17 protein-coding genes are annotated in these 20,127 nt (G+C 71.2%); 6 read left to right on the top strand and 11 right to left on the bottom strand.

The features are described from left to right. Nucleotides 1-125: 125 nt before the first annotated feature. On the top strand, nucleotides 126-1,460 hold the full coding sequence (locus tag K7640_RS22190; RefSeq protein ID WP_222956806.1) for a PHB depolymerase family esterase: 1,335 nt from the start codon (nucleotides 126-128) through the stop codon (nucleotides 1,458-1,460). Between the two features lie 64 nt (nucleotides 1,461-1,524). Here K7640_RS22190 and mnhG read toward each other — a convergent pair whose 3' ends face one another. From mnhG to K7640_RS22160, 6 genes are read right to left on the bottom strand one after another with little or no spacing between them, the layout of a single operon-like run. After that, a complete protein-coding gene (gene mnhG, locus K7640_RS22185; RefSeq protein ID WP_222956805.1) occupies nucleotides 1,525-1,926 on the bottom strand; it encodes a monovalent cation/H(+) antiporter subunit G in 402 nt (133 codons plus the stop codon). Beyond that, nucleotides 1,923-2,186, bottom strand: a complete 264-nt coding sequence (locus K7640_RS22180) for a monovalent cation/H+ antiporter complex subunit F (protein ID WP_222956804.1) — start codon at nucleotides 2,184-2,186, stop codon at nucleotides 1,923-1,925. The genes mnhG and K7640_RS22180 overlap by 4 nt, the downstream gene beginning before the upstream one ends. Then, nucleotides 2,183-2,806 carry a Na+/H+ antiporter subunit E gene (locus K7640_RS22175; protein ID WP_308042626.1) on the bottom strand — a complete coding sequence of 208 codons (624 nt, stop codon included), beginning with the start codon at nucleotides 2,804-2,806 and terminating at the stop codon, nucleotides 2,183-2,185. Before K7640_RS22175 ends, K7640_RS22180 begins: the two co-directional genes overlap by 4 nt. Beyond that, a complete protein-coding gene (locus tag K7640_RS22170) occupies nucleotides 2,803-4,374 on the bottom strand; it encodes a Na+/H+ antiporter subunit D (RefSeq protein WP_222956803.1) in 1,572 nt (523 codons plus the stop codon). Before K7640_RS22170 ends, K7640_RS22175 begins: the two co-directional genes overlap by 4 nt. Then, nucleotides 4,371-4,829 (bottom strand): Na(+)/H(+) antiporter subunit C, encoded by a 459-nt coding sequence (locus K7640_RS22165; RefSeq protein WP_308042625.1) that lies wholly within the window; start codon nucleotides 4,827-4,829, stop codon nucleotides 4,371-4,373. The genes K7640_RS22170 and K7640_RS22165 overlap by 4 nt, the downstream gene beginning before the upstream one ends. Continuing rightward, nucleotides 4,826-7,660 (bottom strand): Na+/H+ antiporter subunit A, encoded by a 2,835-nt coding sequence (locus K7640_RS22160; RefSeq protein ID WP_222956802.1) that lies wholly within the window; start codon nucleotides 7,658-7,660, stop codon nucleotides 4,826-4,828. The genes K7640_RS22165 and K7640_RS22160 overlap by 4 nt, the downstream gene beginning before the upstream one ends. 223 nt (nucleotides 7,661-7,883) lie before the next feature. Here K7640_RS22160 and K7640_RS22155 point away from each other — a divergent pair, with 223 nt between their 5' ends. Beyond that, a complete protein-coding gene (locus K7640_RS22155; RefSeq protein ID WP_255609729.1) occupies nucleotides 7,884-8,858 on the top strand; it encodes a hypothetical protein in 975 nt (324 codons plus the stop codon). Between the two features lie 59 nt (nucleotides 8,859-8,917). Here K7640_RS22155 and K7640_RS22150 read toward each other — a convergent pair whose 3' ends face one another. The 4 genes from K7640_RS22150 to K7640_RS22135 all read right to left on the bottom strand — a co-directional run bounded on the left by K7640_RS22150 (nucleotide 8,918) and on the right by K7640_RS22135 (nucleotide 15,794). Next, complete coding sequence (locus tag K7640_RS22150) at nucleotides 8,918-10,963, bottom strand: family 43 glycosylhydrolase (protein WP_222956801.1); 2,046 nt, start codon at nucleotides 10,961-10,963, stop codon at nucleotides 8,918-8,920. Between the two features lie 536 nt (nucleotides 10,964-11,499). After that, nucleotides 11,500-12,957 (bottom strand): Re/Si-specific NAD(P)(+) transhydrogenase subunit beta, encoded by a 1,458-nt coding sequence (gene pntB, locus K7640_RS22145; RefSeq protein WP_222956800.1) that lies wholly within the window; start codon nucleotides 12,955-12,957, stop codon nucleotides 11,500-11,502. Between the two features lie 31 nt (nucleotides 12,958-12,988). After that, nucleotides 12,989-14,524 carry a Re/Si-specific NAD(P)(+) transhydrogenase subunit alpha gene (locus tag K7640_RS22140; protein ID WP_255609727.1) on the bottom strand — a complete coding sequence of 512 codons (1,536 nt, stop codon included), beginning with the start codon at nucleotides 14,522-14,524 and terminating at the stop codon, nucleotides 12,989-12,991. 286 nt (nucleotides 14,525-14,810) lie between these two features. Next, a complete protein-coding gene (locus K7640_RS22135; RefSeq protein WP_222956798.1) occupies nucleotides 14,811-15,794 on the bottom strand; it encodes a YafY family protein in 984 nt (327 codons plus the stop codon). A gap of 89 nt (nucleotides 15,795-15,883) precedes the next feature. On the opposite strand from K7640_RS22135, the gene K7640_RS22130 reads away from it, so the two are divergent. The 3 genes from K7640_RS22130 to K7640_RS22120 all read left to right on the top strand — a co-directional run bounded on the left by K7640_RS22130 (nucleotide 15,884) and on the right by K7640_RS22120 (nucleotide 17,149). After that, on the top strand, nucleotides 15,884-16,288 hold the full coding sequence (locus K7640_RS22130; protein WP_222956797.1) for a VOC family protein: 405 nt from the start codon (nucleotides 15,884-15,886) through the stop codon (nucleotides 16,286-16,288). Nucleotides 16,289-16,452: 164 nt separating this feature from the next. Next, on the top strand, nucleotides 16,453-16,683 hold the full coding sequence (locus tag K7640_RS22125; RefSeq protein WP_222956796.1) for a DUF2188 domain-containing protein: 231 nt from the start codon (nucleotides 16,453-16,455) through the stop codon (nucleotides 16,681-16,683). A gap of 145 nt (nucleotides 16,684-16,828) precedes the next feature. Continuing rightward, nucleotides 16,829-17,149: a hypothetical protein gene (locus K7640_RS22120; protein ID WP_222956795.1), complete on the top strand. Its 321-nt coding sequence runs from the start codon at nucleotides 16,829-16,831 to the stop codon at nucleotides 17,147-17,149. 33 nt (nucleotides 17,150-17,182) lie between these two features. On the opposite strand, the gene K7640_RS22115 is transcribed toward K7640_RS22120, so the two are convergent. Next, the gene (locus K7640_RS22115) at nucleotides 17,183-19,138 is read right to left on the bottom strand and encodes a translation factor GTPase family protein (protein WP_222956794.1); all 1,956 of its coding nucleotides are present in this window, start codon (nucleotides 19,136-19,138) and stop codon (nucleotides 17,183-17,185) included. 253 nt (nucleotides 19,139-19,391) lie between these two features. Here K7640_RS22115 and K7640_RS22110 point away from each other — a divergent pair, with 253 nt between their 5' ends. After that, nucleotides 19,392-20,105 (top strand): hypothetical protein, encoded by a 714-nt coding sequence (locus tag K7640_RS22110; protein ID WP_222956793.1) that lies wholly within the window; start codon nucleotides 19,392-19,394, stop codon nucleotides 20,103-20,105. Nucleotides 20,106-20,127: the final 22 nt, after the last annotated feature.

The raw sequence follows: 20,127 nt of genomic DNA, 5'->3' as shown, positions 1-20,127 counted from the left end.
GCGCGCTTGTCAGCGGGCACCTCGGCATACATACTTGTGGATGTTCCTGAGCCGGACACGATCGGGCACCCGGGCACCCCGGTCACCACCCCTGCCCGTCCCGCATCCGTCGGAGGAACCACCCCATGAGAGTCAGGCTCAGACTGCTCGGCGCCGCCCTGCTGGCGGCCGTCCTGGCCGCGCTCGCGGCGCTCACCCTGCCCACCCCGGCGTCGGCCGCCGCGCTGACCGAGGTCACCGGCTTCGGCACCAACCCGAGCAACCTGCAGATGTACCTGTACGTGCCGGACCGGGTCGCGCCCCGGCCCGGGCTCCTGGTGGTCGTGCACTACTGCACCGGCTCCGGGCCGGCGATGTACTCCGGCACCCAGTTCGCGTCCCTCGCCGACCGGTACGGCTACATCGTCGTCTACCCGTCGGTGACCCGCAGCAGCAAGTGCTTCGACGTCTCCTCCCCGCAGGCGCTGCGCCGCGACGGCGGCAGCGACCCGGTCGGGATCATGTCGATGGTCAACTACGTGCGGCAGCGCTACGCCGTCGACGCCGACCGGATCTTCGCCACCGGCACGTCGTCCGGGGCGATGATGACAAACGTCCTGCTCGGGCTCTATCCCGACGTGTTCAAGGCCGGCGCGGCGTTCGCCGGGGTGCCGTTCGGCTGCTTCGCCACCACCAACGGCTCCGAGTGGAACAGCGAGTGCGCCAACGGGCAGGTCGTACGCACCCCGCAGCAGTGGGGTGACCTGGTGCGCAACGCGTACCCCGGCTACACCGGGCCGCGTCCCCGGATGCAGCTCTGGCACGGCACCAACGACGACACGCTGCGCTACCAGAACTTCACCGAGGAGATCAAGCAGTGGACGAACCTGCATGGTCTCAGCCAGACCCCGACCTACACCGACAACCCGCAGTCCAACTACACCCGCACCCGCTACGGCGGTAGCGGCGGCCAGGCGCCGGTCGAGGCGATCAGCATGCAGGGCGTGACGCACAACCTGCCGGTCGACGCCGCCCAGGCGATCCGCTTCTTCGGCCTGGACGGCACCACCACCCCGCCGACCAGCCCGGCGCCCACCACGCCGGCGCCCACCACCCCGCCACCGACCACGCCGCCGCCCACCACGACGCCGCCGCCGTCGACCGGCGCCTGCCGGGTGACGTACGAGGTGAACGCCTGGAACAACGGCCTGACCGCCTCGTTGACCGTCACCAACACCGGCAGCGCGACGATCAACGGCTGGAGCCTGGGCTTCACCCTGCCGGCGGGGCAGACCATCACCAACGGCTGGAACGCCACGTACGCCCCGACCAGCGGCGCGGTCACCGCCCGCAACGTCTCCTACAACGCCGTCCTGGCCCCCGGCGCGTCGGTGGCCATCGGCTTCCAGGCCACCCACACCGGTGGCACCGGCAAGCCGGCCAGCTTCACCCTCAACGGCGCCGCCTGCACGACCGGCTGACCGCCGGCGCGAGTCCACCCGCCGAACGTCGGTCCGTCGCGGCGACGGACCGGCGTTCGGCCGCTCAGGCCGGCCGCGACGCCGGGTCGGGCTCGCCCGGCGCGTCCGCCCGCCGCGCCCGCACGTCGTCGAGGTGCGCGGCGAGTTCGTCGGTGAGCAGCAGGTCGCGGCGGATCTCGTCGTGCGGGTACGCGGCCCGGCCCACCATGTGCGCCGCGACCGGGGCGGTGGCCAGCTGGAACGCGCCCACCAGCACCAGCGTGGTGATGTCCACCCCGGAACGCAGCCGCAGCGCGCAACCGAGCAGGACCAGCAGCAGGCCGAGGACCTGCGGCTTGGCCGCCGCGTGCATCCGGGACAGCAGGTCCGGGAAGCGGACCAGGGCGACCCCGGCGGCGAGGCTGAGCAGCGCCCCGGCGATGAGACAGCCGGCGGCGACGACGTCGAGGACGGCGTCGAGCGTCATTTGACGTTTCTCCGCGCCGCGAACCGGGCCACGCTCACCGACCCGACGAAGCCGAGCACGGCGAGGACCACCAGCACCGGCAGCGCCGTGGCGTCCCGGCTGTAGGCCGCCTCGGTGGCGATGGCCGCGACGACGACGGCGAGCAGCACGTCGGTGGCGACCGCCCGGTCGAGGATCGACGGCCCACGGATGATGCGGGTGAGGGTGAGCGCGCCGGCCACGGCGAGCAGCGTGGCGACGAGCACGGCGACGACGGTCACGTCGATGCCCCTTCCAGGTCGACCGGCTCCGACGGGCCGGTGGGAGCGGGCCGGTCGAGGGTGCGCAGTTCCTCGGCCGACCCGATGGCGGCGATGATGCGTGCCTCCAGGTCGAGCACGCCGTCGCGGAACCGCTCCACCTCGGCCGGGGTGCGGACCCCGAGGACGTGCACGTAGAGGGTGCCGGTGCCGCGGTCGGCCTCGAGGATGAGGCTCCCCGGCACCAGCGACAACGCCTCGGCGGTGAGGGTGAGGTTGAGGTCGCTGTTCACCCGCAGCCGCACGGCGATGATCGCGGCGTGCGGGGTGTGCCCGAAGCGCACCGCCAGCCAGGCGATCTGCGCCGAGGCGACCACGAGGTCGAGCAGGAAACGCAGCACGAAGCGGAGCAGCCCGACCGGCCGGATCCGCCCGGCGAACGTCACCGGTGGCAGCGGGAACACCACCACCAGCACGGCGGCGACCACCAGGCCGTTGATCACGTTCGCCCAGGAGAGCGTCCCCCAGAGCAGCACCCACATGGTGGCCAGGCCGGTCACCGCCACCACCCGGTTGCGCCAGCGGGCGCGGCGGTCCAGCGGCGGGTTCGCCGGCCCGGTCGTCATCGACTCGTCGGTCACGGGGCACCGTCCGGGAACACGGCCTCGACGTACGGGGCGCGGCGCAGCAGGTCCTCGGCGGCGTCGGTGCTGATGTCGAAGAGCGGCCCGGCCACCACCGTCAACGCCAGGCCGAACGCCACCAGCGCGGCGGTGGAGCCGATCATCAGCCGGGGCAGCACCGCGCCCGCCGGCTCCGGGTCCTCGTGCGGCTGCTCGGCGCCGTCGGTGCGGGCCGCCCGCACCGGGTCACCCGGCTCCGGCATGTCCGGGTGCGGGGCCCGCCAGAACGCCAGGTTCCACACCCGGGCGATGGCGTACAGGGTGAGCAGGCTGGTGAGCAGCCCGCCGGCCACCAGCCCCCACGCCAGCGCCCCGCCGTCGGCCACCCCGGCCTGCACCAGGCCGAGTTTGCCGAGGAACCCGGAGAACGGCGGGATGCCGGCCAGGTTGAGCGCGGGTACGAAGAACAGCACCGCCAGCAGCGGCGACAGTCGGGCGAGCCCGCCGAGCCGGTCCAGTGCCGTGCTGCCGCCGCGCCGTTCGATCAGCCCGGCGGCGAGGAACAGGGTGGTCTGGATGGTGATGTGGTGCACCACGTAGAAGATCGCGGCGGACAGCCCCAGCGTGGTGGTCAACCCGACCCCGAACAGCATGTATCCGATGTGGCTGACCAGCGTGAACGACAACAACCGCTTGATGTCGGACTGGGCCACCGCGCCGAGGATGCCGACCACCATGGTCAGTGCCGCGACCACCAGCAGCAGGTCGGCGGTGCGGCCGCCGGGGAACAGCAGCGTCTCGGTGCGGATGATCGCGTACACGCCGACCTTGGTGAGCAGGCCCGCGAAGACCGCGGTGACCGGGGCGGGCGCGGTCGGGTAGCTGTCCGGCAGCCACGCCGACAGCGGGAACACCGCGGCCTTGATGCCGAAGGCCAACAGCAGCATGCCCTGCAGGACCAGCCGCAGGTCGTCCGGCAGCGCGTCCAACCGGTCCACCAGCTGCGCCAGGTTGAGCGTCCCGGTCGAGGCGTACACCAGGCCGATCGCGACCAGGAAGAGCACCGACGACAGCAGGCTGACCACGACGTACGTGGTGCCGGCCCGGATCCGCGTCTCCGTGCTGCCCAGCGTCAGCAGCACGTAGCTGGCCACCAGCAGGATCTCGAAGCCGACATAGAGGTTGAACAGGTCGCCGGAGAGGAACGCGTTGCACACTCCGGCGGTCAGCACCAGGTAGGTCGGGTGGTAGACCGACAGCGGCGTCTCCTCGTGCCCGTCGGCCTGGCCCTGCCCGATGGAATAGACCAGCACGCACAGGGTCACCGCCGCGGACACCACGAGCATCAGCGCGGCGAGCTGGTCGGCGACGAGCACGATGCCCAGCGGCGCGACCCAGCCGCCGACCTCGACGACCAGCGGGCCGTCCAGCGACGAGCGGACCAGCAGCAGCGCCGCGACCGCGACGGTGGCGGTCAGCACGGTGATGCTGACCCACCGCTGGGCGCGCGGCCGGCCGACCAGCAGCAGGGTCAGGGCGGCGCCGATCAGCGGCATCACCACCGGCAGCGGAACGAGCCAGGTCATGTCGCACTCTCCCGCTCACGGGCCACCGGCATCGGCTCGGTGGGGTCGGCCGCCAGTTCACGCACGGTGTCCGCGTCGGCGGTGCCGGGGCCCTCGTCCCGGTCCGCCAACTCCATGATCCGGCGGTCCTCGACGTCGTCCTGCACCTCGTCGTGCCCGTTGAGGTGCCAACTGCGGTAGGCCAGGGCGAGCAGGAACGCGGTCATGCCCAGGGTGATGACGATGGCGGTCAGCACCATCGCCTGCGGCAGCGGGTCCGCCATCTCCGCCTCGTCGGTGGTGCCGACGATCGGCGGGCCGCCGGCCCGGCCGCCGGTCAACAGCAGCAGGTTGGCGCCGTTGCCGAGCAGGATGACCCCCATCAGCACCCGGGTCAGGCTGCGTTCCAGCAGCAGCGTGATCCCGGCAGCGAAGAGCACACCGACCACCAGGACGTAGATCAGGTTGGGGTTCACACCAGCTCCTTCGTCCGGTCCTCGGCCGGTTCGGCCACGCCCTCGTCGACCTCCTGCTGGCGGTCCATCTCCGCGCCGAGGCTGCGCAGGATGTCCAGCACCAGGCCGACCACGATGAGGAAGACGCCGACGTCGAAGAAGACCGACGTGACGAAGTGGACGTCACCGAAGACCGGCAGGTGGAAGTCGAGCAGCGCGCTCTGCAGGAAGTCGCCGCCGAGCAGCATCGCGCCGACCCCGGTGCCGATGGCGACGATCAGGCCCGCCCCGAGCACCCGCCCGGCGTCCACCGGCGCCGCCCCGTTGAGCTCGGTGCGCCCGCCCGCCAGGTACCGCACGGCCAGGCCGAGGCCGGCGACCAGCCCCGCGGCGAAGCCGCCGCCGGGCGCGTTGTGGCCGGAGAAGAGCAGGTAGATCGCGAAGAGCACGATCGCGTGGAACAGCAGCCGGGTGACCACCTGGAGGATGACCGACTGCTGTCGGGAGGTGGCGCCGGTGGTCAGCCAGCGCGGCCGCACCGAGTCGCTGCGGCCGACGCCGGGGATGCCGCTGCGCATGTCCAGGGCGCGGGACCGGCGGAAGATGAGGCTGGCCACGCCCGTGGCGGCCACCACCAGCACGGCGATCTCGCCCATCGTGTCCCAGGCCCGGATGTCGACAAGGGTCACGTTCACCACGTTCTTGCCGCCGCCGTACGCCACGGCCTCGCCGGGGAAGTCGACCGAGATCGGGGTGGCCACCCGGGCGCCGGCCGCCACGTACGCCATGCCGGCGGTGACCAGGCCGACGGCGACGCCGAGCGCGACGCGCACCCGCCGGCTGGTGCGGATCGGCCGGACCGAGAACTTCGCCGGCAACCGGCGCAGCACCAGCACGAACATGACGATCGTGACGGTCTCCACCAGGAACTGGGTAAGCGCCAGGTCCGGGGCGCCGTGCAGGATGAACAGCAGCGCGGTGCCGTAGCCGGAGACGCCGACCAGGATCATCGCGGTCAACCGCCGCCGGGCCCGCGCCGCCATCACCGCCGACACCACCACCACGGCGCCCGCGACCGCCTGCAACGGGCTGTCCCACAGCTTGAACCGCTGTGGCCAGGGCAGGCCGGCCAGCAGCGCGCCGCCGGGCAGCACCACCAGCACCACCAGGATGACGCCCAGATAGAACGGCAGCGAACCACGCTGGGTGGCACCGGTCAGCTCCACCGCCGCCCGGTCGACGCCCCGCACCGCCCAGTCGTAGGCGCTCGCGCCGTCGAACGGCAGCCGCGCCAGCCGGGGCCGGCGCCGGTGCAGCAGCAGGAACAGCCCGACACCGGCCGCGACGGCCAGCGCCGACAGGCCCAGCGCCGGGGTCAGGCCGTGCCACAGCGCCAGGTGGTAGCCGGGGTCGGCGTCCGGGAACAGATCCGCGTACGGGGCGAGCACCCGGTCCACGGCCGGCGCGAGCACGCCGACGGCGAGACCGGCGACGCCCAGCACCGCCGCCGGGGCGACGAACGGCCACTCCACCCGCTCGGGCCGGGTGGCCTCGACGTCCGGCTTCGCGGCGAACGCGCCCCACAGGAAACGCATCGTGTACGCCACGGTCAGCGCCGAGCCGATCACCAGCCCGGCCAACACCAGCAGATCCGCCGGGCCGCCGTGCAGGAACGCCTCCAGCGCCGCCTCCTTGGCGACGAACCCGGCCAGCGGCGGCAGCCCGGCCATCGACGCCGCCGCCAGACCGGCCACCACCGCCAGCACCGGTGCCCGCCGGCCCAGCCCGCTGAGCTCGCGCAGGTCGCGGGTGCCGGCGACGTGGTCGACCACCCCGACGATCAGGAACAGCGTCGCCTTGAACAGGGCGTGCGCCAGCAGCATCGCCGCACCCGCCAGCGCGGTGCCCCGGGTGCCCGCGCCCAGGATCACCATCAGCAGGCCCAACTGGCTGACCGTGCCGTAGGCGAGCAGCAGCTTCAGGTCGACCTGCCGCAGCGCCGCCCAGCCGCCGAGGAACATGGTGACCAGTCCGGCGGTGAGCAGCACCGGCCGCCACGGCGTCGCCTCGCCGACCGCCGGCCCCATCAGCGCGACCAGGAACACCCCGGCCTTGACCATGGCCGCCGCGTGCAGGTACGCGCTGACCGGCGTGGGCGCGGCCATCGCGCGCGGCAACCAGAAGCTGAACGGGAAGATCGCCGACTTGCTCAGCACGCCCAGCAGGACCAGCACCAGGGCCACCGCGAGGTAGCCGCCGCCGGGCAGGTCGTCGGCGATCTCCGACCACCGGTACGTGCCGGCGTGCTGGCCGAGCATCACGAACCCGGCGAGCATCGCCAGACCGCCCAGCGTGGTCAGCAGCAACGCCTGCATGGCGGCCCGCCGGCTCGCCCGCTGGGTCGGGTCGCTGCCGATCAGCAGGTAGGAGAAGACGGTCGTCAGCTCCCAGAACACGTAGAGCAGCAGCAGGTCGTCGGAGACCACCAGGCCCAGCATCGCCCCGGCGAACGCCACGAACACCGCCGCGAACCGGCCCAGGCCGGGATCGTCGGAGTGGAAGTACCGCGCGCTGTAGGCGAGCACGAGCGCACCGACGCCACCGACGAGCAGCACCATCAACCAGGACAGCGTGCCCATCCGCAGGGCGATTTCCAGACCGAGCTGCGGCACCCAGCCGACCGTCTCGACCACCGGCGTGCCCGAGCGCACCTGGTCCGTCCGGGTCAGCGCCCAGCCCAGCGCCGCGGCGGGCACGAGGGCCAACAGGTAGAGAGCCCGGCGGCCCCAGATGCGTACCAGCGCCGGGGCGATCAAGGCTGCGAGCGCATGGACCGCCACCAGTACCAGCACACAACCTCCCAATGATCCACAACGCGGTGAGTCAACCCTAACCTGCGATCAGGTGAACAGCACATACGATGATCGACATTCGTCGAACTACGCGAGTCGGGGCGCCGCCGAACCGGCTAACCTGGTCGGCGTGGCCGTCCGGCCCCGCCGCCCGACCGGCGGCGCACGGCCCGCGGGGCGGCAGGTGACAGTCCGCCGACCCGCCCGACGATGGGACGCGGTGATGCGCAACACTGCCCTGCTGTCGATGCGAACCGCCCTGGCGGGCACCACCGGCAACGCGATGCTGATGGGCGCCGCCGAGGTCAGCTCCCCGCTCGGTTGGGTGCTGCTGCCCGGCCTGCTCGGGGTGACGATCCGCCCCCGGGCGGCGGCACTCGTGTCGGCCTGGGCGGGGGTGCTGGTCGCGGTGTCGGTCGCCGTACCGATCGTCCCCGGGCACCGGACCGACCCGTCGGCGCTGCTCGTGTCCGCGATGTGCCTCGCGGCGGCGCCCGCCCTGGCCTGGGCACGACGCCGCCGGCGGAGGGCCGCGGTCGTCCGCGCCGCCGCCCCACCGGACGTCGCCGTGTTCACCATGCCCGCCGGCCCCGGACGCGCCGCCCTCGCGATCTGCCGCAGCCCCGGCGAGGTCGCCGCCGCCGTCCCGGTCCGCGACGGCGGCCTGCGGGTCCTCGTCGGCACGGCGGTCGGCGACGCCCTGGCCGACCGGGCCGGCACCCGGGCCATCGAGCGGACGTTCCACCAGCAGGCCGGCCGGCCGCGGCGCACCCTGCCCCAGCTCGCCCGCGCGCTGCGCCGGGCCGTCCACGACCTCGCCCCCGCCGGCTACCTCGACGCGACAATCGTGCAGGTCGACCGGGCCGGCCGGGTCGAGGCGGTGCGCTGCGGCTCACCCGACGTCGGCACGCCGGACGGGCCGGCCGGCGTCCCGGCCGGCCCCGCCCTCGGGCTCACCGCCCCGGCCACGGAACCGACCGGGGCCACGGAGGTGACCGGCGGTCGCGTCACCGCCCGCCGCATCGCCGTCGTGAGCACCGGCTTCACCGACACCCACGGCGAGCGCTGGGTCCGCGTACTCGGGGAAGCGATCCGCGACGACGACCCGGCGCGGGCGGCGCAGCGGTTGACCCGCGCGGAGCCGGGCGGCGGGCGGACCGGCCCCGCGCTGGTGATCGACCTCAGCCCGGCCGGCTGACCGCCGCACCGAGGAGGGAGGGGCTGCGGCGTGCGCAGCCCCTCCCCCGTCGGTGTCGTCTAGCGCAGTTTGAATTGAGCGGTGATGCGAGATCCGTCTTGAATGGTGGCGGTTACGGCGTAGCAGGTGCCGGGGCTCTTCGGGGTCTTCCAGTTGTACTGGAAGTGACCGTCGGTGTAGGTGAGCGAGTTCTCGCCGGTGGCGAGTGACTCGATCTCTTCCGTCTGCGCGCTGGCGTCACAGGCGACATCGGCCACCGTCATGGAGGCGATGGCGGGGTCGGTCGCCTCCGAGGCGTCCGAGAACACCTCGAACTTCATCGGTACGGTGCTTCCGGCCTTGACGGTGTTGACCACCCCGTCCATGCCGACCGGCTGGTAGAAGCCCTTCACCGTCAGCGGCGTCGCGCCCTTCAGCTCGTCGCTGATGCGGTAGTAGTCGAAGTCCACGTGACCGCCGAGTTCCGTCGTCGCGTAGTTGTACAGGGCGAAGCGGTATCCCATGAAGTGGTTGTTCGTGCTGTAGTTCATCTGCTGGGTGTTACCGAGTTGGGTCCAGTGCACGCCGTCGAGGCCGTAGTAGAACGTTCCTCGGTCCAGCTGACCCGCGAAGTTCGCATCCACCTTGAAATAGACCTTGTTCGAGGTGAGGGGGTAGCTCGCGACGTCGGTGTGGTTCGTGGTCGAGGAGCTGTTCATCATGACGAGGGTCTTGACCCCGTTGTTCATGCGCACCTCGATCGTGCCGTACCGGGCGGTGAAGAGCGCCAGGCCCGCGCGATCGCCGTTCTTCATGTTGCTGACATCGAGCGCCACCTGGGCGGAGGAGGTCGGCCCGAAGGTGCGCTGCGTCAGGGAGTTCCGTGCGTTCAGCAGGTTGGTGGCCAGCTGCCCCGTGGTGAGCCGCAGCCAACCCGGGCGCTCGGTGAGCGACCAGTACCGGTTGTCCGGATTGTGGTTCCACTGCCAGTCGAGCTTGAGGTTCGAGCCGTTGTACACGTACTCGGGCAGCAGCGGATCCAGGATCGCGTCGTTGTACGTCGGCTTCGGCGCGCTGTTGGTGAACTCGTCCGACGACACGACGCTCTTCATCGGGAAGCCCTGAATCGGCTTCGGGCCGCTCCGGGTGAGGTGCAGGCCGGTCTCGTCGTCACCGTACATCGGCCAGCCATTGGTCCAGTTGATCGGGATGAGCCACGGGATCCGGCCGACCGAGCCGCTGTCGCGGAAGACCACGCCGTACCAGTTGCCCTGCCCGTCGTCGACGATGTTGCCCTGGGCGGGCCCGCCACCGCCCGTGCCGACCACGACGTTCTCCTGGGCGATCGTCTTGGACTCCCAGGGACCGGCAAGACTGCTCGCGCGATGGGCGACCTGGGTACGCGGCTTCCCCGACGGCCACGTGATGCACTCGATGTAGTACGTGCCGTTGATCTTCTGGATGTGGCAGCCCTCGGCAAGCCCGCCCGTGGGCGTGATTCCGGTGATCGGGTCCGGCGCGTGGATGTTCTGGATGAGCACCTGCGACTGGGCGCCTGCGGCGATGCCGGTGACCGTCTTGTTCACCTCGATGATCCTGAGGGGATTGTTGCCGTAGACGAGCCAGTTACGTCCGTCGTCGTCCATCAGGAGGCTGGGGTCGTGGTACCGGGCGTTGACCTCCGTCCGGCGCCACGGCTGGTGCTCCGGATCCTCGGTCTGGAAGAAGTAGGTCCTGCCCGTCGTCGGTGACGGGACCACGATGTAGAAGGTTCCGTCCTTGTACCTCAGGGTGCTTGCCCAGGTCCCGTTGCTGTACATGCTCTGGTTGTTCTTCAGCGTGGTCGCCGGCCTGTCGTCCATGACGAGGTACGCATAGCTGATGGTCTCCCAGTTCACGAGGTCATAGGACTTCATGATGGGCACACCCGGATTCATGTGCATCGTCGTGCTCGACATGTAGAAGGCGTCCCCGACCCGGATGACGTCCGTATCAGGCACATCTGCCCAGATCACCGGGTTGTCATACGTCCCGTCGCCGTTGTCGGACGAGCCGATGACGTGGGTGTCCGCCTGCGCGGGCCGGGCGATTGCCAGACCCCCGACAGCCAGGATCAGCGCCATCATGACGGGGATGACTCTCCACGGTCTTGCCAACAGATAAGACATGGTGCACGTCTTCCTTTCCTTGATCGACGGTCCGGTTCACGAGTCGTCCCGGGCTGTCGAATCCAGAGATTCACGAAGGGGTACGGGGAGCAGAGCCGAGTCCCTCCGTGGCGATGTCGTGTCCAGCAGGCGCCGGGCTCTTCGGGGTTCCCGGTCGTCCTGGAAGCGACCGTCGGGGCAGGTCGCCGAGTGTTAGCGTTAACACTCGTTCCAATCTCTAGTGGGGGCGACGTAACACCAAGTTAATAGGAGTGATGGACGGATTGCCCCACTCCGACACCCTGTTGCGGCCGGTGTTCATGTTGGCGCTAACACTGGTTGTAGTGGATTTTTAACACTCCCGACACAGGAGTGTCAAGAGTCACGGGTCGACCCCGAGGCGGCGCTGTCCGATGTGGAGGGAGGTCATCCGTGCTGGCCGGCCGAGCCGGGCCGGCCCGGCTCGGCCCGCCCGACGGGAGGCGACCCGAGGACCACGCCGCCGCCTCCCTACCTCAGCCGGTGGCGGTCAGCGTCGGGCCGGTCTGGCTGCGCGTCGCGAGCGCGGCAAGGATGTCGTCGACGCGCTGCTTGGCATCCCCGAACAACATCGAGGTGTTGTCCCGGAAGAAGAGCGGGTTCTGGACACCGGCATAGCCGGTGGCCATCGAGCGCTTGAAGACCACCACCTGGCCTGCCTCCCAGACGGTCAGGACGGGCATTCCGGCGATGGGGCTGTCGGGGTCTTCGGCAGCAGGGTTGACGGTGTCGTTGGCGCCGATGACCAGCACGACGGAGGTGTGCGCGAAGTCGTCGTTGATCTCGTCCAACTCCAGGACGATGTCGTAGGGAACCTTCGCCTCAGCCAGCAGGACGTTCATATGGCCGGGCAGGCGGCCCGCTACCGGGTGGATGCCGAAGCGGACCTCGATGCCCCGCTCGCGGAGCTTGCGGGTGAGCTCGGCGACGCCGTGCTGCGCCTGGGCGACCGCCATGCCGTAGCCGGGGGTGATGATGACCGAGTCCGCCTCCGCCAGCATGTCGGCGACCTGCTCGGCGGTCACCTCGTGGTGCTCGCCCTGAGTCACCTCGCCCGGGGTGGTGCTCTCCATACCGAAGCCGCCTGCGATGACGGACAGGAACGACCGGTTCATGGCCCGGCACATGATGTAGGAGAGGTAGGCGCCGGAGGAGCCGACCAGCGCGCCGGTGATGATGAGCAGGTTGTTCTCCAGCAGGAACCCGGCCGCGGCGGCGGCCCAGCCGGAATAGCTGTTCAGCATCGACACCACCACCGGCATGTCACCTCCGCCGATGGAGGCGACCAGGTGCCAGCCCAGTGCCAGCGCGATCGCGGTGACCACGACGAGCAGCCACAACTGCGGGTCGAGGACGAACCAGACGGTGAGCAACGCGAACGCGGCCAGGGCACCGAGGTTGAGCATGTTCTTGCCGGGCAGCATCAGCGGGGCGGACTTCATCCGCGCCGACAGCTTGCCGAACGCGACGATCGATCCGGTGAAGGTGACCGCGCCGATGAAGACGCCGATGAAGACCTCGGCATGGTGGATCCCCAGCATCTCCTCGGCCCGAAGCGCGTGCGCTTCGGCGCCGTCGAGGTCGCCTTCGACCTGGAGGTAACCGTTCCAGCCCACGAGCACGGCGGCGAGGCCGACGAAGGAGTGCAGCAGCGCGATCAGCTCGGGCATGCCGGTCATCTGCACCCGCCTTGCCCGGTCCAACCCGATGACGGCACCGACCAGGGTGGCCCCGACGAGCAGGCTCGCGGCGGTGCCGCCGATGCCGTGTTCGGCGGCCAGCGCGACGGTGGCGACCAGGGCCAACGCCATGCCGGCCATGCCCAGGGCGTTGCCCGCCCTGGCGGTCTCGTGCTTGGACAGGCCGGCGAGCGCCAGGATGAACAGCAGCGCGGCCACGATGTACGCGGACTGCGCCGCGGTCTCGACAGTCATGTCGTAGTAGCTCCAGGACTCGGGGGTGGCATCAGCTGCGGGAGAACATGGTCAGCATGCGGCGGGTCACCGCGAAGCCGCCGAAGATGTTGATGCTGGCCAGCAGGATCGCGGCGGACGACAGCCCGGTGATCAGGGCTCGGTTCGACGCCTCGCCGTGACCGATCTGCACGAGCGCGCCGACGACGATGATCCCTGAGATCGCGTTGGTCACCGACATCAGCGGTGTGTGCAGCGCATGGTGCACGTGACCGATCACGTAGTAGCCGACCACGATCGCCAGGGCGAACACCGTCAGGTGACCCAGCAGCGCCGGCGGGGCCAGCGCGGCGACCAGGAACAGCACCACCCCGACGGCCGTCGCCATCGCGACGCGGCGGGACGTCGGTACGGGCCGCTTCGCTCGCGACTCCGTTGACTTCTCCGCCGCGACCGGCGCCACCGAGACCTGCACGGGCGGTGGCGGCCAGGTGAGTTCGCCGTCCCGGACCACGGTCATCGACCGCTGCACCACGTCATCGAAGTCGAGCACGAGCTGGCCGTCCTTGCCGGGCGTCAGCAGCTTCATCAGGTTGACCAGGTTGGTGCCGTACAGCTGCGACGCCTGGGTGGGCAGGCGAGCGGCGAGGTCGGTGTAGCCCAGGATGGTCACGCCGTTCTCGGTGACGACCGCCTCACCGGGGATGGTGCCCTCCACGTTCCCGCCGTTCGACGCCGCCATGTCGACGATGACGCTTCCCGGCTTCATGCTCGCCACCATCTCCTTGGTGAGCAGCAGAGGCGCCGGCTTCCCGGGGATCAACGCGGTGGTGATGATGATGTCCACGTCCGGGCACTGCGCTGCGTACAGGGCAGCCGCCCGGGCGTGGTAGTCCTCCGACATCTCCTTGGCGTACCCGGTGGCCGAGACCTCCACGTCGGGCGCTTCCACCGGGAGGTACTCCCCGCCCAGCGAACGCACCTGGTCGGCCACCTCGGGGCGGGGATCGGTGGCGCGGACGACGGCGCCCAGGCTGCCGGCGGCACCGATCGCCGCGAGCCCCGCGACACCCGCACCCGCCACCAGCACCTTCGCCGGTGGCACCTTGCCGGCAGCGGTCACCTGACCGGTGAAGAACCGCCCGAAGGCGTGTGCGGCTTCCACCACGGCCCGGTATCCCGCGATGTTCGCCATTGAGGAGAGCACGTCCAGCGACTGTGCGCGGGAGATGCGCGGCACGGCATCCATCGCGAGGGCGGTGATCGGACGACGCGCCAGCTGCTCCACCAGTTCGGGTTTCGACGCCGGAGCCAGCAGGCTGACCCACGTCGCACCCGGGCGGAGCGCGTCGAGCTGCTCCGCTGACGGCGCGTTCACCCCGAACACGATGTCCGCGGTGAGGGGATTCCCCACGGACGCGCCGACGGAGACGTATGCCTCGTCCGGGAAGCTCGACGGCTCCCCGGCGGCGGGTTCCACCACCACCTGATAACCCAGCTTCAACAGCTGGACCACAGTGGTGGGGGTTGCGGCCACCCGGGTCTCCCCGCGCCTCGACTCGTTGACAACGCCGATAAGCACACGCATCTCCTTGGTCGCCGGGAGGCCCTCGGCCTCGGCCCCGCCTCTTGGCGGTCAGGCGTTCGCCGATTCTCATGCGGGGTCACCGCGACTCCCATAATGTCGATCATCGCGCTGGTCTGCCATAGACCGATGTCGCCGATTTCGGCGTCGGCCCTCGGGCACGACGCGACGGGAACCGGCGCCTTCCCGCCGGTCAAGGTCACCGGAAGACGCTGGACAGCCGTCCTGATCGCCGTACGGCGACCACCCGCCCCGGGACGACCCGACGGGTGGGGCCGCCCGGCAGGGCTTAGGTCGTGCCCGGACCGGGTTCGTCCGTCGAGCCGGGTCCGCGGGGGTAGCGGGTGACGAGTTCGGCGCCGATGCGCGCCAGCTCCGCCTGGACGGAGCGGGGTTCGACCACCTCGATCAGCGCGCCCCAGCCGGCGAGGTTCCGGGCGAGGTCCAGCGGGGTCGGTGCGGCGAGGCGGACCCGGGTCGGGCCGTCGCCGGGTTCGTCGTCGGGGTGGCAGTGCCGGCCGAACTGGTTCCGCAGCACGGACACGAACCTGCTGTCGACGAGGACGGTCGCCCAGGTGCGGGAACGTCGCTGTTCGACCTCGTCGACGACGTGTTGCCAGGCGGCCTGGAGGGTGAAGTCGTCGGGACGTTCGGCGGGTAGGTCGGTGGGCTCGGCGGCGACGATCCGGTCGACGCGGAAGGTGCGCCGACCCTGGTCGGTCCCGGCGACCAGATACCAGACGTCGTCCTTGTCGACCAGGCCCCAGGGATCGACCAGCCGTTCGGTCTGCTCCCGGGTGCGGCCGGTGTAGGTCAGCCGGAGTTTGCGCTGCCGGATGACGGAGGTCTGCAGCAGGTCGACCAGTTGCGGGCGGCGGCGGTCCGGCTCACCCCAGCGGGCGGGGTCGATCATCGTGGCGTCGGCGGCGGCCCGGGCGTCGGCCCGGAAGGTCTGCGGCAGCGCCCGGAGGAGTTTGCGCAGGGCCGCCCTGACCTCGTCGGAGACGGTCGCGGCCGGGCCGGCGAGCAGGAACAGCGCCTGGGCTTCGGTGGCCGACAGGCCGGACAGGTCGGTGCGGGCCCCGCCGACCAGCGCCCAGCCGCCGCCGCGTCCCGGCTGCGGATAGACCGGGATACCCGCCGCCGACAGCGCCTCCAGGTCGCGGCGGGCGGTGGCGACCGACACCTCGAGCTCGCCGGCCAGTTCGGCTGCGGTCACCCGACCGCGGGTCTGCATGATCAGGAGAGCGGCGACGAGGCGGTCAGCGCGCATCTCTCCACCCTCGGCCCAAAGTGGTCAGTTGGTGAGCACTTTAGGCCGGAGGATGGTCCCTGTCACCGACCGAAGGAAAGGAAGCACCAATGTTGCGCGGATTCGCCACGATCAACTACTGGGCCGACGACCTGGCGGCGGCCACCCGGTGGTACGCCGAACTGCTCGACGCCGAGCCCTACTTCGTGCGCCCGGTCGACGGGCCGCCCGCCTACGTCGAGTTCCGCATCGGCGACAGCCTGGACGAGCTGGGCCTGATCGACCGCCGGTACGCGCCGGCGGGCGCCGCGCCCGGCCCCGGCGGCGTCGTCATGTACTGGCACGTCGACGACATCGACGCGACGTTCCACAAGCTGCTGTCGATGGGTGCCACGGAGTACCAGCCGCTCACGCCACGAACGTCCGGCTTCGTGACGGCATCGGTGATCGACCCGTTCGGGAACGTGCTGGGCATCATGCACAACCCGCACTACCTGGAGATCCTGGGTCGATGACGCACGGCACCTCCACCTGTCCCCTGCCTGGGGACGAGGGATGTCCGGCGCGACCGGCGGCGTGACGGCGCCCGCGGATCCACCGATCGCGGGAGGATTCGCCGTCCGGCCGCGCGGGCACATTCACCATCGACCACGCACGGACCGAGGGAGGCGACACGGACATGGCCAAGGGTGACATCGACACCTACCAGCAGGACGGGCAGTGGAAGAACCGCCCGGAGGGCAACGAGCGGGCGAGCAGCCGGCACGACACCAAGGCGGAAGCGGTGGCGGCCGGCCGGGATTTGGCCGCGGAGCGCGAGACCGAGCACGTGATCAAGAAGCAGGACGGCACGATCGGCGAGAAGAACACCTACCCCCGCAGCCGCGACCCCCGGGAGATCCCGGGCTGAACCACCGGCAGCGCCGACGGCGGCCGCACGGCCGTCCGGCCTTGGCGAGCCGAAGGTCCCGGCGGGTTCGACGAACCCGCCGGGACCTCTCCCGGTCGCAGATCGGAACCGACCCGGGGAGCCGCACCGTGTCATCCTGTACGCCGTGCCGGAACGGGTGATGTTCGTACAGCTGAAGACGGGCCACGACACCGACAGCGGGCCGGCGTGGATCAGCTACGTGCGGTTCAGCAAGAGCTGGCAAACGGCGTACTGGCATGGCAGAAGGCTCCGACGCGGGCGCGGGATGTACGACGCCAACTTCTACGACGTCGACACCGACGAGGAGTACTGGCTCTCCGGCCCGCATCGCGACCGCGCGGACACCCGCTACCGCGGCGTCCGGCCCGAGATCGACGACGACGTCCGTCCGGCGTACGAAGCATTTCTCCGTGGTGATCCGCTACCCGGGCGGGAACGCGGCTGATCCTATCGGCGGGCCTGGCGCCTCCCGGCCGCCCTACCGCGGCACGGCACGGAACCACGCCTCCCGATCGGCCGGATCGGGTCCACGCCGGGGCAACGTCGGCGGATCCGCACCGGTGACCGGTGCGTAGTGGTCGAAGGTGGTGGTCAGCACGGCCTCGCCACCGGTGAGGTCGGGAAGGGCGGCGACGACCTGCGGCACCCGCGCCGACGGCAGGGTGCCGCTCACCTCGAGGTACCCACCGGCGACCGCGGTGTCGTGGACGAGCGCCCCGGACCGGCCGAGCAACGCCAGCACCGGCTCCACCGCGTGCTGCGGAAGGTTGACGTCGAAGCGCTCGATCGGCTGGCACACCCGGGTACCGGCCCGGCGCAGCGCCGCGGCGACCACGACCGGGGCGAGATTGCGGAAGTCCGCCGCCACCGTCGAGATGGACTTGTCGAACTTCTGGTGCGGCTTGCTCTGCCGCGGCCAGTATCGGGACGCCGTCATGGTGACCGTGCAGTCGGTGACCGGCCAGCCGCGCCGGCCCTGCCGGAGCGCGGCCCGCACACCCTCCTCCGTGGCGGCGACGAACGCCGGTGGCAGCCGGCCGGGCTCGATACCGGGGTGGAACTCGATGCCGTGCCCGACCGGGGCGGCCTCGATGCGCAACCCCAGCCCGGCCAGGTAAGGGTTGCCGCGCTCGCGCACCCGCTCCTCGGCGCTGCCGGTGCCGGCGATCCGTTCGATGCAGGCCGTCAGCGTGCCGGAGAACCGCACCCGGACGCCGTACCGCTCCGCCATGAGCGCGGCCAGCACCTCTTTCTGCACCTCGCCGTGCAGGCGGATCACCGCCTCCGCCTGCTGCTCGTCGAGCCGCAGGTCCACCAGCGGGTCCTCGTCGGCCAACTCGGCCAGGCCGGCGAACATCGCCAGGCGCTGGTCCGGGTCGACGGGTTCGACGAGCGCCTGCCTGGTCGGCGGTGGGAACCGGTAGCCGCGCCGCAGCGGCGGGTCCCCGATGTGCTGGCCGATCCGGGCCGCCACGCCGCGTACCGCGGCGATCTGCCCGGCCGACACCGCGGGACGCACCAGCACGCCGTCGGGCTCGATGACGGCGATCTGGGTCACCGTCTGGGGGCGGGTCTCGGCCAGCGGCACCCGATCCCGTACGCGCAGACGCCCGGACCACAACCGCAGCCAGGCCCGCCGGCCGTGCCCGTCCCGGTCGACGGCGAAGACCGTGCCCGCCAGTGGACCGTCCCGCTCCTCGGCGCGCGGCAGCAGGTCGGCCAGGAGGTGGGACAGCTGCCGCACCCCGGCTCCGGTGATCGCCGAGCCGCACGCCACCGGGGCGAGTTCGGCGCGGCGTACCGTGTTCCGGATCGCCCGCCGGACGTCGCGGACCCGCACCGGCCCGTCGGTCAGCCACCGCGTCGCCAGCGCGTCGTCGACCTCCGCCACCGCCGCCACCACCGGTTCGGCGTCGAGGCCCACGGCCCGCACCCGGGCGTCGCTCCCGCCCTGGCCGAGGACCGTGGTGAGCGGGACCGGCCGCGCCCCGAGCCGCTGGCGTAGCTCGGTCGTCACCCGGTCGACGTCGGCACCGCGGCGGTCCACCTTGTTGAGGAAGAACATCGTCGGCACGCCGATGCGGCGCAGCGCCCGCCAGATGGCGACGGTCTGCGGCTGGACCCCCTCCACGCTCGACACCACGAGCACGGCGGCGTCCAGCACGGCCAGCGAACGCTCGACCTCCGCGATGAAATCGGGGTGGCCGGGGGTGTCCACCAGGTTGACCCGCAGGTCACCGATCATGATGGAGGTGACCGCCGCCCGGATGGTGATGCCGCGCCGGCGCTCCAGCTCCATCGAGTCGGTGCGCGTCGTGCCGGCGTCGACGCTGCCGAGCTGGGACACGGCGCCGGCCTCGTAGAGCAGGCGTTCGGTCAGGCTGGTCTTTCCGGCGTCAACATGGGCGACGATCCCGAGGTTCAACAGTGCCAAGGCGGAACTCCACGGTAGGACGGTCAAGGGTCCGGAGCGTGGAAGTTGCTCGCATTGTCACTCCTCATCGTGGTCGTTCCCGGCGAATCACCCTGCCCACCGGTCTGCACCCGGCGGACGGCCTCCACGTTCGCACGCCCGCTGCGACCGCCGCCACCGAATTCAGTCCCGACGGCACTGCCGTGAGCCTGCCGCGTCGACTGCGGAAGACCTCGGGACACGCGGCCGAGCGCGGGGCCGCTAGCGTGAGTTCGTGCGCATCGATGCGGAGCATGCTCGGCAGGCATTGGCCAGGTGGGAAGGTTTTCCGGTCCACCGTGAGCCACGCCCCGTCGTGCTGACGGCGATGGGCGTCACGGCGCTCGAACGGCTCAGGGCGGACACCCGGTGGCGGGAGGTGTTCGACGGCCCCGGCGTTCCGCACTCGGCGCTGCCGCCGGAGCTCGTTCCGGCGGCGATCAAGTACTGCAGCGACGTGCAGACCGGGGCGCCGAGACCGTTGGCACGACTCATCCGCGCGAACGGGCCCTTCGCCACGGACCGGGGCCGCCGCGAGCTTCCCGCGTGGATGATGTATCCCGACGACCGGAGATGGCCGTTCATCGCCCTGGACCCAGATTTCGAACACCGGATGACGTGGCGGCCGCCCGGCCTGAGCGCCTGCGATCACGAGGAGGCGGTGCTCGCGGAGGACGGGCGGACGCTGACATACCGGTTCACCGGAACGCCCACGCCATATGCCGACTATCCCTACGCCGAGGTCTTCGAGACGGACCAGGCCGTGCTCGTCGAGCCCGTGGAAGTCCCCAGGGACGGGCCGGACAGCGCTCGACTGGACTACGCGGAGGAGCGCGAGGTGGTGGTGCGGCTGGCCGCTCCGCTCGGTGACCGGGTTCTGATCGGGCAGGCGCACGATCCCGGCTCGGCCACCTTCGGCTCGCCCATCACGGTGCTCACCTCGGCCTGACCGACCGCGACTGTCGTTCACC

Origin of the sequence: Micromonospora sp. PLK6-60, from assembly GCF_019890675.1 — a bacterium.
Taxonomy (GTDB): Bacteria; Actinomycetota; Actinomycetes; order Mycobacteriales; family Micromonosporaceae; genus Micromonospora.
Note: the sequence above shows the minus strand (reverse complement) of the source record. Positions and strands in the feature narration are given on the sequence as shown.

Coding starts and splice junctions, on each gene's coding strand:
- mnhG (WP_222956805.1), bottom strand. CDS start 1,926: ATGACGCTCGACGCCGTCCTCGACGTCGTCGCCGCCGGCTGTCTCATC.
- K7640_RS22150 (WP_222956801.1), bottom strand. CDS start 10,963: ATGATGGCGCTGATCCTGGCTGTCGGGGGTCTGGCAATCGCCCGGCCC.
- K7640_RS22190 (WP_222956806.1), top strand. CDS start 126: ATGAGAGTCAGGCTCAGACTGCTCGGCGCCGCCCTGCTGGCGGCCGTC.
- K7640_RS22125 (WP_222956796.1), top strand. CDS start 16,453: ATGGCCAAGGGTGACATCGACACCTACCAGCAGGACGGGCAGTGGAAG.
- K7640_RS22135 (WP_222956798.1), bottom strand. CDS start 15,794: ATGCGCGCTGACCGCCTCGTCGCCGCTCTCCTGATCATGCAGACCCGC.
- K7640_RS22155 (WP_255609729.1), top strand. CDS start 7,884: ATGCGCAACACTGCCCTGCTGTCGATGCGAACCGCCCTGGCGGGCACC.
- K7640_RS22170 (WP_222956803.1), bottom strand. CDS start 4,374: ATGACCTGGCTCGTTCCGCTGCCGGTGGTGATGCCGCTGATCGGCGCC.
- K7640_RS22130 (WP_222956797.1), top strand. CDS start 15,884: ATGTTGCGCGGATTCGCCACGATCAACTACTGGGCCGACGACCTGGCG.
- K7640_RS22140 (WP_255609727.1), bottom strand. CDS start 14,524: ATGCGTGTGCTTATCGGCGTTGTCAACGAGTCGAGGCGCGGGGAGACC.
- pntB (WP_222956800.1), bottom strand. CDS start 12,957: ATGACTGTCGAGACCGCGGCGCAGTCCGCGTACATCGTGGCCGCGCTG.